Source organism: Clostridium omnivorum (assembly GCF_026012015.1).
GTDB classification, from domain to species: Bacteria; Bacillota; Clostridia; order Clostridiales; family Clostridiaceae; genus Clostridium_AX; species Clostridium_AX omnivorum.
Window position 1 is genome coordinate 1386592 of record NZ_BRXR01000001.1, and the last position, 17323, is coordinate 1403914.

At 33.7% G+C, this 17323-nt stretch carries 15 protein-coding genes; 1 reads left to right on the forward strand and 14 read right to left on the reverse strand.

Annotation, left to right across the window (positions count from 1 at the left end; translation table 11 throughout):
- Nucleotides 1-43 precede the first annotated feature (43 nt).
- From bsdE14_RS06365 to bsdE14_RS06380, 4 genes are all read right to left on the reverse strand, one after another.
- Nucleotides 44-1756, reverse strand: coding sequence for a proline--tRNA ligase (locus tag bsdE14_RS06365; protein WP_264849115.1), 1713 nt, complete (start codon nt 1754-1756; stop codon nt 44-46).
- Nucleotides 1757-2030: 274 nt separating this feature from the next.
- The gene (ispD, locus tag bsdE14_RS06370) at nt 2031-2738 is read right to left on the reverse strand and encodes a 2-C-methyl-D-erythritol 4-phosphate cytidylyltransferase (protein ID WP_264849116.1); all 708 of its coding nucleotides are present in this window, start codon (nt 2736-2738) and stop codon (nt 2031-2033) included.
- 51 nt (nt 2739-2789) lie between these two features.
- Entirely contained in the window at nt 2790-3893 is a 1104-nt protein-coding gene (locus bsdE14_RS06375) for a PIN/TRAM domain-containing protein (RefSeq protein WP_264849117.1), read from the reverse strand.
- Nucleotides 3894-4014: 121 nt separating this feature from the next.
- Nucleotides 4015-4491, reverse strand: coding sequence for a CarD family transcriptional regulator (locus bsdE14_RS06380; protein ID WP_264849118.1), 477 nt, complete (start codon nt 4489-4491; stop codon nt 4015-4017).
- A 149-nt stretch (nt 4492-4640) separates the two neighbouring features.
- Between bsdE14_RS06380 and bsdE14_RS06385 the strand changes: the two genes are divergently transcribed.
- Entirely contained in the window at nt 4641-5045 is a 405-nt protein-coding gene (locus bsdE14_RS06385; protein WP_264849119.1) for a nucleoside triphosphate pyrophosphohydrolase family protein, read from the forward strand.
- A gap of 37 nt (nt 5046-5082) precedes the next feature.
- Here the strand turns inward: bsdE14_RS06385 and disA are convergent, their stop codons facing one another.
- From disA to bsdE14_RS06435, 10 genes are all read right to left on the reverse strand, one after another.
- Nucleotides 5083-6147, reverse strand: a complete 1065-nt coding sequence (gene disA / locus bsdE14_RS06390; protein WP_264849120.1) for a DNA integrity scanning diadenylate cyclase DisA — start codon at nt 6145-6147, stop codon at nt 5083-5085.
- 15 nt (nt 6148-6162) lie between these two features.
- On the reverse strand, nt 6163-7518 hold the full coding sequence (radA, locus tag bsdE14_RS06395) for a DNA repair protein RadA (protein WP_264849121.1): 1356 nt from the start codon (nt 7516-7518) through the stop codon (nt 6163-6165).
- 161 nt (nt 7519-7679) lie between these two features.
- Nucleotides 7680-8444 (reverse strand): glucosamine-6-phosphate deaminase, encoded by a 765-nt coding sequence (gene nagB, locus bsdE14_RS06400; protein WP_264849122.1) that lies wholly within the window; start codon nt 8442-8444, stop codon nt 7680-7682.
- Nucleotides 8441-9166, reverse strand: coding sequence for a GntR family transcriptional regulator (locus tag bsdE14_RS06405; protein WP_264849123.1), 726 nt, complete (start codon nt 9164-9166; stop codon nt 8441-8443). The genes nagB and bsdE14_RS06405 overlap by 4 nt, the downstream gene beginning before the upstream one ends.
- A gap of 170 nt (nt 9167-9336) precedes the next feature.
- Nucleotides 9337-11370, reverse strand: a complete 2034-nt coding sequence (locus bsdE14_RS06410) for a penicillin-binding transpeptidase domain-containing protein (RefSeq protein WP_264849124.1) — start codon at nt 11368-11370, stop codon at nt 9337-9339.
- A 124-nt stretch (nt 11371-11494) separates the two neighbouring features.
- On the reverse strand, nt 11495-13951 hold the full coding sequence (locus bsdE14_RS06415) for an ATP-dependent Clp protease ATP-binding subunit (RefSeq protein ID WP_264849125.1): 2457 nt from the start codon (nt 13949-13951) through the stop codon (nt 11495-11497).
- Nucleotides 13952-13971: 20 nt separating this feature from the next.
- Entirely contained in the window at nt 13972-14997 is a 1026-nt protein-coding gene (locus bsdE14_RS06420) for a protein arginine kinase (protein ID WP_264849126.1), read from the reverse strand.
- A 12-nt stretch (nt 14998-15009) separates the two neighbouring features.
- Nucleotides 15010-15525 (reverse strand): UvrB/UvrC motif-containing protein, encoded by a 516-nt coding sequence (locus bsdE14_RS06425; RefSeq protein ID WP_264849127.1) that lies wholly within the window; start codon nt 15523-15525, stop codon nt 15010-15012.
- Nucleotides 15526-15540: 15 nt separating this feature from the next.
- Nucleotides 15541-15996 carry a CtsR family transcriptional regulator gene (locus bsdE14_RS06430; RefSeq protein ID WP_264849128.1) on the reverse strand — a complete coding sequence of 152 codons (456 nt, stop codon included), beginning with the start codon at nt 15994-15996 and terminating at the stop codon, nt 15541-15543.
- 186 nt (nt 15997-16182) lie between these two features.
- On the reverse strand, nt 16183-17295 hold the full coding sequence (locus bsdE14_RS06435; RefSeq protein ID WP_264849129.1) for an amidase domain-containing protein: 1113 nt from the start codon (nt 17293-17295) through the stop codon (nt 16183-16185).
- Nucleotides 17296-17323: the final 28 nt, after the last annotated feature.

The following is a 17323-nucleotide window of genomic DNA, read 5'->3' on the forward strand; positions in this document are numbered from 1 at the left end:
TTTTGCCTCCTTCTCTAAATCTTATAGAGCATTCATATTCATTTTATAACTTTAATTCGTTATTTTCAAACTCTTTCTTAATTCTTTCGACAACTGATGCTATTTCTATAACTTCAGTTTCCGAACTACTTCTTAGTTTAAATTCAACTTTTCCTTCATTTATTTTCTTACCAACGGTAACTCTCATTGGTATTCCTATTAAGTCAGCATCTTTAAATTTAACTCCTGCTCGCTCATCTCTATCATCCATAAGGACTTCGACTCCTATAGACTTTAGCTCATTATAAAGCTGCTCAGCTACCTTCATTTGTTCCTCATCTTTTACAGCAACTGGTACAACTATTACTTGATATGGAGCCACAGCTAAAGGCCATACTATTCCATTATCATCATGATGCTGCTCAATTATAGCTGCCATGGTTCTATTTATTCCAATTCCATAGCATCCCATAACTAAAGGCTTTTGTGAACCATTTTCATCAATGAAATTTGCCCCCATGGCTATGGAATATTTGGTTCCAAGCTTAAATATATGTCCTACTTCTATTCCTCTAGCTACAGTAAGGCTTCCTCCACATTTAGGACATTTGTCACCTTCTACTACTTTTCTAAAGTCTCCAACTACTCCCTCAAAATCCCTTCCATAATTTAAATTATCATAATGAAAGTCTGTTTCATTAGCACCAGCAATAAGATTTGTCATAGAAGCCACTTCGTTATCTACTAAAAGCATATCAGCTTTTAAATTCACTGGGCCCGCAAAGCCTATCTCTGCAGAAGTTGCCCTTTTTACTGTTTCTCCATCGGCCATTTCAAAACTTAATACCCCGCCTATGGTATTTATAACCTTAGTTTCATTAACTTCTCTATCGCCTCTTACCATTACTGCTATAACTTTATCATCAGCCTTATAGATTAATGTCTTTGCAAATTTAGAAGCAGTAGTATTAAAGAATGCAACTAATTCCTCAATTGTTTTTGCATGAGGTGTCTTTACTTTTGCTATTTCCTTTAACTCTTCTGATTTTTCTTTCTGTGCAATTGCAGGAGCCTTCTCCATATTTGCAGCATACTTACAGTTATTACAGTATACTACCTCGTCTTCACCAACTTCAGACTTAATCATAAATTCAGCTGAGCCAGCACCTCCCATAGCACCTGAATCTGCTTCTACACATTTACTATTAAGTCCGCACCTTTTAAAGATGTTAACATAGGCTTCATTCATTTTATTATAAGAAATATCAAGGCCATCAAAATCCCTATCAAAACTATAAGCATCCTTCATGATAAATTCTCTAGATCTCATCACACCAAATCTTGGTCTTCTCTCATCTCTATACTTTGTTTGAATCTGGAACAAATTTAACGGAAGCTGTCTATAAGACTTTATTTCATTTCTAGCTATATCAGTAAATACTTCTTCATGGGTAGGGCCTAGACAAAATTCTCTTTCATTTCTATCTTTAAGTTTGAACATCTCAGGTCCAAAAACTTCCCATCTTCCTGATTCTTGCCATAATTCAGCAGGTAATATAGCTGAAGCTAAAAATTCTTGAGATCCTGCTGCTTCCATTTCATCTCTTACTATATTTTCTATTTTCTTTATTACTCTTATTCCTAAAGGCATAAAATTATATATGCCTGAAGCCATTTTTCTCATCATACCTGATCTTAGCATAAGCTTGTGGCTTACAATCTCAGCTTCTGCTGGAACTTCTCTTAATGTTGATATAAGCATTTTAGAAAGTTTCATAGTTTTTTTCTCCTTTCAGTCGAAAACACGGGGTAGCCTACCCTTGCCGTTTTCCAACGGCAGGCTACCCGAAAAAGGTCATTTAGACCTTTTTCCTCCTTATCACTCGGAACACTGGGTTACTCATTCTTGCCGGTTCCCACCGGCGAGTTACCCGTAAAAGTCCATTTAGGACTTTTACCTCCTTATCACTCGGAACACTGGCTTACAAATTAAAAACTCGCCCTAAGTTTAGGACGAGTTACTAAATGCTATTCAAATTATACATTCTGTTCTATATTCTGTCAATATTAGCACTTGGCAGTTTCAATATTCTTTCTGCTAATATCAAATCCTCTGGGGTTGTAATTTTTATGTTGTTATAGCTTCCTTCATACAGGTAAACCTGATGTCCATAATTTTCTACAACCATTGTGTCATCAGTAACACTAATATTCTCAGAAGATAATTTATTATGACAGCTATATATAATTTCATATTTAAAGCACTGTGGAGTTTGTACCGCTACAAGACTACTTCTCTCTAAGGTTTCTTTTGAAAAATGATCCTGGTTTTTAATTTTAATGGTATCCTTAGGCATTACTCCACATGCACAGGCACCGTAAAGCCTGGCATACTTTATACCTGAATTTATTATTTCGCCTGATATAAATGGCCTTGCTCCATCATGAATAAGTACAATATCACAGTTTTTCACTGCCTTTAAACCATTTAGAACTGATTCTTGTCTTTCATTTCCACCATTAGTAATGGAAGTCACCTTATTCAATTGATATTTTTCAACTATATCTCTTCTGCAATAATCCATCTCTTCTTCAGCAGTTACTAACACAATTTCATCAATATTAGTATTATCACAAAAAGCCTTTAAGGAATAATATAAAATAGGCTTATCATTAAGGTTTAAAAACTGCTTTTTAACCTTTCCTCCCATTCTACTTCCTTTTCCAGCTGCTAGAACTATTGCACATACTTTACACATGAATCTAACTCCTCTATATTTGCTGCCTATGAGTTATGCTTTGCAAAATTACTAGTTTTCCATTAATTCTTTTTGTTTTGCAAAAATCATTCTACCAGCTGCAGTTTGAAGTACTGAAGTAACAACTACATCTTTAGTCTCACCGATGTGTCTCCTTCCACCTTCAACAACTATCATAGTACCATCGTCAAGATACGCAATACCTTGTCCGGATTCTTTTCCATCCTTTATTATTTGGATTCTCATTTCTTCTCCTGGAAGCACTACAGGCTTTACTGCATTAGCTAATTCATTTATGTTTAATACTGGAACTCCCTGAAATTCTGCAACCTTATTCAAATTATAATCATTTGTAATAACTTTTCCATTTAGCACCTGTGCAAGCTTTAAGAGCTTACTATCAACTTCTGCAATATCAGGAAAGTCCTTTTCATATATTTGAACATCGATACTTAATTCCTTTTGTATTTTATTTAAAATATCTAACCCTCTTCTTCCTCTGTTCCTTTTTAAGCCATCAGAAGAATCTGCTATATGTCTTAACTCTTCTAATACAAAGTTAGGAATAACTAGAGTTCCTTCAACAAATCCAGTTTGGCATATATCAAAAATACGGCCATCTATTATTACGGATGTATCCAAGACTTTGGGATCCCCCTTTGATACTGCCTTACTTTTTTTATCCTTTGAACCACTAGACTTTCTCATAGATGAAAAAATATTAATTAATTCTTCTCTTTTTCTAACAGCTATGTCAGCGCCTAAACTTGCCATAATAACTGATAAAATAACTGCTATAATAGTTCCTATTATGGATATATGAGAGAATTGAACACCTACAAGAGAAGCTATCAATAATCCTGTTATTGCGCCTATAGTACCAAATAAAATTTCATTTGCTGGTATCCTTTGAACACTCTTTTCTGTATACTCTATAGACCTAATAATAAGAGAAGTAATCCATGGAGACAGTAAAAATAATATAAATCCAAATAATATAGTTGAAACTGTTAAGAATACAATTTTTAAACCGAGGTTGCTGTTAAAATAGTTCAAAACGTTAAAATTATTTGACTTTAGCAGCACCTCACCAATAAAAAAGCCGACAAGAGCACCAATTGTAGTAAAAAGTCCTCTCAAAATCTTTCTTAACAAAAAATCACCTCCCTTTAAATTATTAACAGATTTTGCATATTTAAATCCTAATATTAAATATATATTAATAATAGACTTAATGCAATAATAGATGACCTGATTTAATAAATTATTAAATAATTCATCTTGCAAAATTTTCAATTTTTCTGCAAGCATCACTAATAGTTATGTCAAATATTAGTGATATTTCACTTGCAACTAAATGAAGAACCTTATTGAAAATTTTATATTCTCCAGGCGGAATCCCCCCCTTTTTCTTTAAAAAATATAAATCTCTCAGTACCTCACACTCCTTTTCAAGATTACCTTCTGTAATTTTTTCATTGCTTTGCCTGTACCTTTTGCTCCACTTCTTTTCAATGATAGTTGGTTCTGTTGCTATTATTTTTAGACATTTTTCTGCTTTTTCTATTGTTTCCACATTTCTCAATTTATAATCCTTGACTTTATTTATTGGTATTATAAGGCTCATGTTTCCTAGCAAAAGCTTAATTCCAATAAAAACTGAGTCTTTATCTGCTATTATTTTATTTTCAACTATATATACAATACCGGCTCCAAAAATCGGTATGAACACTTTATCTCCAACATTTAACATAATTATCCCCCTATCAATAAAAGTACTCTTGATTTATTATATAGGTGTAGTCAAAATTTTGTACTATACTTTTATTGACAAAGTAAATAAAAAAAACTTATAATTAATTTTGAGAAGATTCTAAAAAATGTAGTAAGGAGTGGGGACCTATGAAGGATGTTATTTTTGACGATTTTCAGAACTCTGTGAATGAATCTCTCTTAAGACATCGAAGTATCCTTGATATTATGACTAAGCTTCAGGAGTCAGAGAGTAGAATTAACCGAGCAGTGGCAAAATCCGTTACTTATTGTGGCTGCGTACAAATAGAGGCTAAAAAGCAGAATGCCGCAGATAATTGCAATGATATGGATGTGGAGGAATTAGAGCACTGTCTTCAAACCCATATAAAAGGCTCCCCTTGTGAAAACTGTAGGGATGTTATTGAAAGGGAAATAGGAAACAACCTCTTTTACTTGGCATCTTTATGCAATTTGCTAGACCTAAATCTTTATGATATACTTCTTAAAGAATATGACAATATAAACACCCTTGGAAAATATACTTTGAGATAAAAAAAGCACAAAGTAGCTGACTACTTTGTGCTTTTTATTATAGAACCTTATCTATCATAATCTGTTCTCTTAATCTTCTTAGCCCATTCTTAATGGCTCTTGCTCTTGCATCCCCTATACCTTCAACCTTGTCTAACTGTTCATAGGATGCCTCCATTACTGCCTTTAGCTCTTTAAAATTCTTAACTAAATTTTCAATAACACTAGATGGTATTCGAGGTATCTTATTAAGCATTCGATAGCCTCTGGGTGAAATAAGTGTATCTACTAAAGGAACTCCAGGATAGCCCAAGAGCTTTGAAAGGGTTTCTAGGTCAAGCAGTTGTTCTGAGTCTAAATTCTGGATTTGTTTATATATTTCATTATAATCTAGATTATGCTGGCAGTAATCCCTTATAAGGAATATTTCATCCTGCTCAACAAACTTCACTAGTTCATTTAGCTGCATAGAAATAAGCCTTCCCTCATTTCCAAGCTCATATATATACCTTTCAATTTCCGCAACAATCCTCATAACCATTTCTGTTCTCTGTATTGCAGTTAGCACATCAAATAGTGCAGCTATGTCCTGAAATTCAAGCATATTAAGGTTACTTACAACCCTATCCAATACTACAACATATTTTTCAAGAGTTTGAAGAGCTTGATTAGCTTTGCCTAGAATTACACTGCTATCCTTTAAAATATATTTTGTGCTCCCTTTATATATTGTAATAATATTTCTTCTTTGTGATATTGCAACAACAATTGATCCTGTTTGTTTAGCAACCCTATCCGCAGTCCTATGACGTGTACCTGTTTCAAAGGTTGGAATGCTGGAGTCAGGAACAAGCTGAGTATTTGCAAATAAAATTCTTTTAAAATCGCTGCTTATAACTATTGCTCCATCCATTTTAGCTAGTTCATATATATAAGAAGGACTATACTCAGAATTTATAGCAAACCCTCCATCTACTAGTTTAAGAATTTGCTCACTATCTCCCAGTACTATAAGACCTCCAGTTTTTGCCCTAAGTACATTTTCAAGGCCTTCTCTTAATGGAGTGCCTGGAGCCATAATTTTTAGTATTCCTATAAGTTCTTTATCCTTTTCTAACCTCACAATTATCACCCTATACTAAAAAACTTTATTAATTGCCTCCCTTAAGGAAGATACAAGAACAACATTACAATCTTTTGACTGAATTTTTTCTTTATTTCTATATGGTATAACTACATTTTTAAAGCCCATTTTGTTTCCTTCATTCACTAACCTGTCACAATAAGATATAGGCCTCACTTCTCCAGTTAACCCTACTTCTCCTATAATAAGAGCCTTTTCAAGATTTATCTCTTTGCCCTTAACACTTGAAACAAGCGCCAAAGCTAATCCTAAATCTGCATAGGTTCCATCTATATTAAGGCCTCCTACTACATTTACATATACATCACAATTATAAAAAGGAATTCTAAGCTTCTTTTCTAAAACCGCTAAAATTAGATTTAATCTTGAAGAATCTACCCCAACTGCAGTCCTTCTAGGCATTACAGCCTTAGTTTCACTAACTAAAGCCTGGATTTCAACCAATATTGGCCTAGTTCCCTCCATAATACCTATTACAGCAGCCCCCTCCTGCTTGAAGCTTGTTTCTTCAAGGAATACTCTCGAGGGGTCAGAAATCTCTACAAGTCCTTGCTGCTGCATTTCAAAAACTCCTATTTCACTAGTAGTTCCAAAACGATTTTTTACAGTTCTTAGCACCCTAAAATCCTGAGTTCTTTCTCCCTCAAAATGGAGCACAGTATCCACCATATGCTCAAGCACCCTTGGACCCGCTAGTTCCCCCTGTTTCGTCACATGCGCCACAATAAAAAATGGAACATTTCTTGTCTTTGACATTCTCATAAGATCATTAGAGCATTCTCTTACCTGTGAGACGCTTCCTGGTGCTGATGTTATGGAGGATTTATACAATGTCTGTATAGAATCCACTATTACAAATATAGGTTCTATATCGTTAATATGCTTTTCTATAAGTTCTACATTAGTTTCAGAAACAATATAGAGTTCAGGAGAAACAGCTTCTAGTCTATCTCCTCTCATCTTAATCTGTTCTTCTGATTCTTCTCCAGAAACATACAAAACTTTTCCAAACTTATTAGCAATATTATTTGCAGTCTGAAGCAGCAGAGTAGACTTTCCTATACCTGGGTCCCCAGAAATTAATGTAAGTGAACCCCTTACAAGTCCTCCACCTAATACTCTATTTAATTCAGCTATACCTGTATCTAATCTTTCATATTCACCGGATTTTATGTTAACTATGCTTCTCGGAGTATTACCTGCACTTATTGTAACAGCCCTCTTAAAGGTCTCAACCTTTTCTTCCTCCACCATACTATTCCAAGTGCCGCATCCGGGACACTTACCAAGCCACTTTGGGCTTTCATAGCCACACTCCTGACACGAAAAAAAAGTCTTACTTTTCCCCATGGTCAATCACCCTTACTTTATTAATCTTGACTTACCATTATACCTATATAACCTAAAATTATCAATGTTTTTGTACATAATTATATATTTTCCTATTAATTGTACTATTAATCAGCTTTAAAATAAAAACCTACAGTATTTTCAAATACTGTAGGCATCTATTATAAGCTAATTGACTCTATGTTTCTAATTGAATTTTTTTTTAAAAGGGATGCTGCTGCTTCATTAACTATTACTACTACATCTGAATGAACCTGTAATATGGAAGCAGGTATTTTTGTACTTATCTTTCCTTCAACAAGTTTTGCAATTATTGGTGCCTTTTTTTCTCCACTAGCTAAAAGTAATATTCTCTTTGCCTTCATTATTCCACCAAGGCCCATAGTAATAGCTTGAGTTGGTACTTCGTCTTTAGAATCAAAAAATCTTGAGTTTGCATTTATTGTATCTTCAGTAAGGTCTGTTAGATGAGTTCCCATGTATAAGAAGTCAGAAGGCTCGTTAAATCCAATATGACCATTATTGCCTATGCCCAATACCTGAAGATCAATACCTCCAGCTGCAGTTATTCTTTCATCATATGCTAAACATTCTTCTTCAATATTTTCTGCAGTCCCATTTGGTACATAAGTATTAGCTTTATCAATATTTATATGATCAAATAATTTTGTATTCATAAAATATCTGTAGCTTTGTGGATGCTCACCCTTTAAACCTTTATATTCATCTAAATTAAAAGATTTAGTCTTTGAAAAGTCCACTTTATTTTCATTATATAACTCCACTAGTCTCTTATACATTCCTTCAGGTGTGCTTCCAGTAGCCAATCCAAGTATTGCTTGTGGCTTTTCACTAACAAGCTCTACTATTTGTTTAGCAGCTATATCACTTAATTCTTCATAATTTTTTGCAACTATTACCTTCATCTTATTTTTCCCTCTCTCCTATATATATTTACTTCTAAAACATATTTATCTGATCTATAAATTGATTCTTCAATAAATAGCAGTTTTCCATCAGAAGTAAGATTCTTACTATAGCTTTTAATTAAAGGTACAGCTTCATTTACATTAAATAGCTTTTTATAACTATCATCCATTATAATTGCTTGAAGAGCTGCCTCAGAATGATCTATTACATAACCAAAGGTCTTAAGTAATTCATAAAAAGATCCCTTTAAAAGTTCCATATCCATATATCCGCAATAGTCACAAGGTATATGTATTATTTCATTAGCAATTACTTCCCCTTCAACTATTCTTAATCTATTTATTTTATATACCTCATCAAAAGGAAGTAATTCCTGCATGGACTCTGGAGTATGAATTCTTTCAAATTCCAATATACTCGTCTCAGATTCCCTACCGCTTTTCTTCACTATTTCTGAAAAGCTCATTATATCCCTTTGCTTTACCTTAGGCTCACATACAAAGGTTCCCTTACCCTTTTCTCTTACAAGTATTCCTTCTTGCACTAGTTCTCCCAAGGCCTGTCTTACAGTCATCCTGCTTACACCATAATTTTCGGAAAGCTCTCTTTCGCTATCTATACACTGTCCTACCTTCCATACTCCTATATTAATTTTATTTTTTATATCTTCTTTTAATTGATAATAAACTGGAATAGGGCTATTTTTATCAATAGTCATTATAAATCCACCTCAAATACATAAAAGTTAATTAACTTTTCTTAAACATATTATAACCTATATACCTATAGATGTCTATACCAGTTTAAATTTATTTTTAATTTTCTTATATTAACTCTTGATCTAAAAAAAAGCGGCGCTTCATACTTAAAGCGACGCTTTCATAATATTTATTTCAAAAACTGCTGCATTACAGCTTGAACCTTAGGAACTGCATAATGGCTTCCACCTTTGTTCTTAACATCTTCTATCATCATTAATACAACTAGATGTGGATTATTAACATCAAAAGCAACGAACCAACCATTTTCCTTTCCATTGGTATCATCTTGACTTTGCTTAATTTCAGCGGTACCAGTTTTTCCTGCAATGGTTTTTCCTGGTATTTGAGCTTGATGCCCAGTACCACTTGGGTTTTCTATAACCTGTACTAAATCTTTTACTATGATATCAGAATTTTCTTTAGAAATTACTTTATCTTTCCATATGGTTGGATTTTGTGCCTTATCTTTCATGTCCAATATTGGTGAAGGTACATACCCTCCATTAACAAGGGAACCATAGATTAGTGCTAGCTGTAATGGATTCATAGATACTTGAGCTTGCCCATACCCGCTATCTGCTAGTTGTATATCCTTATCTAAGGAAGTTCCTGAAGTCAGTTGTGAGGCTTTTAATGGATAAACAAAAGGTATCTTTTCACCAATTCCAAAATCAGCTGCACCTTTTGCAAAATCCTCCTTACCTATAGCTAAAGCCGCCTGGGCAAAATATATATTGTCGGAGTGTATTAAAGCAGTACTTAAATCTACATTTGATACACTTTCGTCAACTCTAGTAACTGAATATTTTCCCCAAGAGGAATCCTTTTGCCAGCTCTTTCCCGTAATATTAACAGCCTTATTTGGATCTAGCTTTGAAGTTTTAAGGCCAATTGCTGCTGTAACTGGTTTAAAGGTGGAACCGGGAGCAAAGCTAGCCTCAAATCTGTTAGTCAGCGGCTTCTTAGGATTATTGTTTAAATCTCCCCACTGCTTATCAGTAAGTCCCATTAAAAATAGATTTGGATTATATGCTGGACTGCTTACCATTGCAAGTACTTCACCAGTAACAGGATGTACTGATACTGCAGTACCTGGTTCTCCATTTAATTGAGTATACAGTGCTTGCTGCATATCTATATCTATAGTTAAAGTAATATCTTCACCGTTCTTTGGCAACTTTTGAGCTAGTGTTTGTTTTTTATTTCCCTTACTGTCAGTAGTATAGACTATAGCTCCATTTTCGCCTTTTAACTTTTTTTCAAATACTTTTTCTAAACCATTCTTTCCAATTAAATCATCTTTTGTATATCCTTGATCCTTTACTTTTTCTAATTCTTCAGGAGTTATTGAGCCTACATAACCTATAAGATGAGCTGCTGCTTCATTATACGGATACGCCCTTTGACCCTTTTCTTGTGTAGTTACCCCTTTTATAGCTATTAATTTATTAAGTCTGTCTATATCATTCTTTGAAATAGCTGCTATAGGCACAAATACACCTGGTTTTGCCCAGCTTACTGATATTTGTTTATGTATCTGGTCAGGAACTGCTCCTAATATATCCGCTACTTGCTTTTCAAATGCGGTTTTATCTCCTTGAATTTTTCCAGTATCAACTCCAATTGTCATTCCATTCACTGCAAGTCCTTTTCCATTTCTGTCTTTAATTTCTCCTCTCTTAGCTTTAAAGTTATCTTTTTCATATTTAACTTTATCTCCAGCTTCTAACTGAGGAAATATCATTTTTTCATTCCAAATTATATTCCACTTTTTGGTCTTACCTTCCTTTTCCTGTACAAGAGTAACTTCACTGGTAAACTGTATAGGTCCTGCTATTGAATCCATTGTAACAGCAAAAGGAAAATGAACTTTATTATCTTTGTCTGCACTAAATTTTTCAGGATAGGTTGGCTTTACGGAAAGCTTGTTTACATTTATGCCCTCATATATATTTTTATATCTATCCACAAAATCTTTTTCAGAAATATTCTTTTTTGATTCCGCTGATAATCTTTTATACATTGCTGTAAAATCATTCTTCTGCCATTCAGCAATATATCCATCAAAGCTAACCTTAGGTGTCTCCGCCTTTTTGCAGGCTGCCAATGACAATGCCATAATTATAATAATTATATAAAGTATATACTTTTTTGTTTTCATTAAATCACCCCATTCTTATCTTACTATAAAGAGTTTATCACAGATAAACAGAAATGTTAACATAAGGAAGGAAAAATCACCTTTCTTTTCTGAAAGGTGATTTAATATAGCTTATATAAGGATATTACCTTTTATTAAATTGAAGTTCGCCTTCATTTGCAGTAACCTTTACAGAGTCCCCTCTTTTGATATTACCTTTTAATATTTCTTCAGACAATCTATCCTCAACAACCTTAGTTATTGCCCTTCTTAGAGGTCTTGCCCCATAGGTAATATCATAGCCCTCTTTAGTAAGTATTTCTTCTGCTGCATCATCAAATTCCAGCTTAATATCCTGTTCCTTTACCCTATTAGTTACAGTTCTTAACATAAGCTTTATGATTTTCTTTAAGTCCTGCTCTTCTAACTGATGGAATACTATAATGTCATCTATTCTATTAAGGAACTCAGGCCTAAAGGTATGCTTAAGTTCGTCCATTACATTTTCTTTCATTTTTTCATATTCATTTTCAGCTTCTTTTGCATTTGCAGAAGCAAAGCCTAAAGATTTTTGTTTCTTAATTGTATGCGCACCTACGTTTGATGTCATTATAATTATAGTATTCTTAAAATCTACAGTCTTTCCTTTACTGTCAGTAAGCCTTCCATCCTCAAGTATTTGAAGCAATATATTGAATACATCTGGATGAGCCTTTTCTACCTCATCAAAGAGCACTACTGAATAAGGATTTCTTCTAACTTTTTCAGTTAATTGTCCTCCTTCATCATGGCCTACATATCCTGGAGGAGAACCAATAAGTCTTGATACTGTATGTTTCTCCATATATTCTGACATATCAATCCTTATCATATTATTCTCGTCACCGAACATAGCTTCAGCTAGAGCCTTTGATAATTCTGTCTTTCCTACTCCAGTAGGACCAAGGAATATAAAGGAACCTATTGGCCTCTTTGGATCTTTAAGGCCAACCCTAGAACGCCTTACAGCCCTTGATATAGATTTTACAGCTTCCTGTTGACCTATAACTCTATGATGAAGTACTTCTTCAAGTTTTAATAATCTTTCAGATTCTTTTTCAGTAAGCTTTTCAACTGGCACATTGGTCCATCTTGCAACAACTGCTGCTATCTCATGCTCTGAAACTATTTGATGAGTAGAACCTTCACTTTGCGTCTTCCAATTATTCTTTTGACCATCTAACTTATCCTTTAGTGTCTTTTCTCTGTCCCTTAGCTGTGCAGCTCTCTCAAAGTTTTGTACTCTTATTGCATCTTCTTTTTCCTTAGTAACCTTTTCAATATCCTCTTCCAGTTGTTTTAAATCTGGTGGAGCAGTAAGATTTTGAATTCTTACCTTTGCTGCTGCTTCATCTATAAGATCAATTGCCTTATCAGGGAGATACCTATCTGTAATATATCTATCTGAAAGATTTACTGCGGCATCAATTGCATCATCTGTTATTTTTACTCTATGATGTGCCTCATACTTATCCCTTAAGCCTTTTAAAATAAGTACAGCCTCTTCTTTTGATGGTTCTCCAACAGTTATAGGCTGGAATCTTCTTTCTAGTGCAGAGTCTTTTTCTATGTGTTTTCTATATTCATCTATAGTTGTAGCTCCAATACACTGTATTTCTCCTCTTGCTAATGCTGGTTTTAAAATGTTTGAAGCATCTATTGCCCCTTCTGCTCCTCCAGCTCCTATTATGGTATGAATCTCATCAATAAATAAAATAACATTTGCTGCATTCCTTATTTCATCCATTACCTTTTTTAATCTATCCTCAAATTCCCCACGATATTTTGAACCAGCTACCATAGATGAAAGATCTAGAGTTACTACTCTTTTATTTTTAAGCAGCTCAGGAATATTTCCTTCTACAATCTTTTGAGCCAATCCTTCTACAACTGCAGTTTTACCTACTCCAGGATCACCTATTAAACATGGGTTATTTTTAATTCTTCTAGATAGTATTTCTAGTAATCTTTGAGTTTCTTTTTCTCTTCCTATAACTGGGTCAAGCTTTCCTTCAGCTGCCATGGCTGTTAAGTCTCTTCCAAATTGATCTAGTGTAGGAGTTGCTGCACCATCTTGTCTCCTAGCAGCAGTATTTCCCGTACCCACTTGAGGTTCCCCAGAACTACCTGCAGAAAGACTTGCAAATAAATCGTTTCGAATTTTTTCAAAATTAGCACCAAGATTACTTAATATAGTATAAGCAACCCCCTCTGATTCTGTAATTAGAGCAAGTAATATATGCTCTGGGCTAATATAGTTATGAGCTAAGTTTCTTGCCTCAAGTAAACTCATTTCAAGGAGTCTTTTAGTTCTAGGAGTAAGTGGAATTTCATTTTTATTTAAAGCCATATCTCCACTTCCTACATACTCGTCTATAAGCTCTCTAACATCTTCTACTGTAATTCCTGAATTATTTAATATCTGTCTAGCCAAACCTTCTTCTCTTAAAATTCCAAGTAAAATATGTTCTGTACCTACATATCCATGTTGAAAACTTTGAGCCTCTTCCTGTGCGTACATTATTACCTTTTGGGCTCTTTCTGTAAATCTTCCAAACATCATACTAAACCACCACCTCTAATTTATTTTTCTAATCTTTCTCGTACAAGCAAAGCTCTTTGATAATCTCTTTCTCTGTCAGAAAGTCTACCATTAGCCTTTAGCTGCAAGGTTGCACTTTGAATTTCTACCAAAAGTGAATTTAACTTTTCACTATCAACATCATTAATTATTCCCATTTCTACTCCCATTCTTACATTCGAGAGCAGATTTAAACATTCTTTTGAATTTAAAAGCACTGCTGACTTTAAGATTCCAAGTGATCTAAACATTTTATCTTCTAATTCATATTTGTGAGTATTTAATAAGCGCTCCCTAGTATAGATTTCCTGATTGATGATTTCATTTACTACTGACTTTAAATTACTTAATATTTCTTCTTCACTTAATCCTAAAGTAATTTGGTTTGACAGCTGATATAGATTGCCTTCTGCCTTTGACCCTTCTCCATAAAGGCCTCTTACAGTCATTCCTATTTGAGTAACAGCATTTAAAATTTTATTCATATCATTATTGAAGGATAGTGCTGGCAAATGCAGCATAACAGATGCTCTAAGCCCAGTACCAATATTTGTAGGACATGCTGCCAGGTATCCAAGTTTTTCATCAAAGGCATAATCTAAATTCTCCTCCAAAAGATTGTCAAGCTTATTTGCCATATCATAAGTTTCTTCTAAATTTAAACCTGCCGCTATGCATTGAAGTCTAATATGATCTTCTTCATTAAGCATAATACTTACGGTCTCATCCTTATCTACTATAAATGCTGATTTAGAACTATTATTTAGTAGCTTTGCACTTATTAAATGTCTTTCAAAGTAGGATAGATTAACCATATCCCCAGTTTCCCATAAATATTTTGTATTAAAGGTTTTTTCTGTATGAGCTGAGGTGTAAAAGGCTTTTTCTATCTGCTTTACTACATCTCTACCTTTTTCATTATCTAACCTATCAGGGAAAGGAATACTATCCAAATTTCTAGCAAGTCTTATTCTGCTGCTTAAAACTATATTATTTTCTTTACTACTCGATCTCATCCAATTTTCCACAGCTAATCCTCCTTATCCCTGTTCTCCACTTTGAAGTGACTTTATGGCATCTCTTATTTGAGCTGCCTTTTCATACTCTTCTGCTGCTATAGCCTTTTGTAAATCCTCTTTTAGTTTTAGCAGCCTCTTTCTTTCTATAATATCTTTTCCCATCTTCTGTGGAAGCTTACCTGTGTGCTCAATATGTCCCTGTACCCTCTTTATTACAGGCTCCAAAGTATTTCCAAAGGTTTTATAGCATTCACTGCAGCCTAAAAGTCCTGTTCTTTTAAAATCACTATAATTGGTACCGCAATTTTTGCATATTACCTCTGTTGGTTTCACCACACCAGTTGGATAGTTCATATAATCCATTATTCCACTAAGCAAATTTTGAAAAGAAAAAGGTGTCCCAAAAGAAAATTCACTATTTATTCCTTCAGTTTCTTTTGCACACTTATCACAAATATTAAGTTCTTGTCTTACCCCATTTACTATCTTTGTAAAACGCACTGTTGCTTCGTTTTTCTTACAAATATCGCAAATCATAAATAAACCTCCCTTTTATGACACAACTGCTAAAATCATAGATTTAAGTATGTCTGCTCTGACTTTATTTCTATTTTCTACTGCTATCAAAGTTCTATCATTTACTGCCAGCTTCATTATCAGAGCTTCTCTTTCAGTTATAAAATCACTTTCAAATAATCTATCTATTATTTGAGATGCTCCATCATAGGTTATATTATCTTTTATCTTGTCATTCAAAGCATCCAATAGCGACTTATGATGTTCATACTCTATCCTTCTTATTAGAATGCACCCACCCCCACCTCTTCTGCTTTCAATGTAATAGCCTTTATCCGTAGTAAATCTAGTTGTCAAAACGTAATTAATTTGAGAAGGAGCACAGCTAAAATAATTTGCTAGTTCATTTCTCTGTATTTGAAGTTCACTTTCCCCTTTGTTCTCTAACATTTCCTTTATAAATTGTTCTATTAAATCTGAAAGTCTTGCCATACAAATGCTCCCTTCTTACTTTGACTTTCTTTGACCTTAACTTAATAATATTATGTATTTTTTTTCAATTCAAGTCAGATATTTTTCAATATTAAACGAATAATTTATATTAGTTATTTTTATCTATGAATAGCTTGAAGTTTTTCAAATTATTATGGTTTTACACCAAGGGGCATTAAAGCCCCTCTAATAATGTACTCTAATAAGCCAAAACTTAATTTTTTTATCGCTCCAACCTAAATCCCATGGCACTCTATTTCTATCTGTATTATGGCAGGTAACAAGTGCATATCCTTTTGAATCAGCATCAGTAACTACTGATATATGTGTAATATCACCCTTTTTTTCATACGCTATGAAATCCCCTGGTAATAGCTTGTAAGAAGCTTTATATACCTTTTCATAATTCCCATAAGCTATTACTGAAGCTCTTCCGCTGTTAACCATGTAATTTTTAAATTTATCTGCATTGAGCCAAGCTCCTGTAGCATCCTTATCATTGTAATTCCATGCAGTATTTTTTCTAAACTTTCCCCCTTCAAAAAGGATTTGTGAAGCAAAATTGGCACAGTCCCCTCCCTCCGGATTATAATCCCTGTATTTTCTATTGTATTTGTATCCATATTGCTCTTCACTGGCTGCACCGCAGTATCTATCAGCATACTCAACTGCCTTTATTCTTCTCTCATTTATGTTAGAAAAATCCCTTTCATCTTGAGAAGCTATATATTGGCTTATGGCATCAGCCTTAATGTTATCCATATTCAGTGAATCTGCAAAGGGATCATTGTACCATTCTTTTGTTATTATCCACACTCCATCTCTATTAGACAGATTTATAGTATGATAAGTTCCTATTCTTGAACAATTAACTTCTTCTATATCACCTTGGTATACATATTTATATTCAGTATTACAAACAAGATAAGCTGAAAAACTCTTTCCACCGCCTTTGATACTTTTTATCATTACCTTTGGACCAATTTCTACAAATTTTATACCTTGTTTTTGAGCCCAATTTCGAATATATTTAACTTTTCTTTCTTCATATTCATAGGCCCATGTACCATACTGTGTATTTTTATCATATAAAGATTCTATAAATTCAAGATCACCATTTAAGATAGCCTTACCTTTATTTTCAAAAATCTCATTAATAGCCTTTGAAACGTCCTCCTTAGAAATTGGCTTTGGTTCTTCAGCTTTAGCTATAGTATTCAATTGAAGCAATGACAAAAAAAGAATAAAAGCTACAAGTCTTAAGATAATAATTTTCATGGTTTTACAAAACTTTATCATACGCAAAACTCCTTTGTTTTGTGAAGTT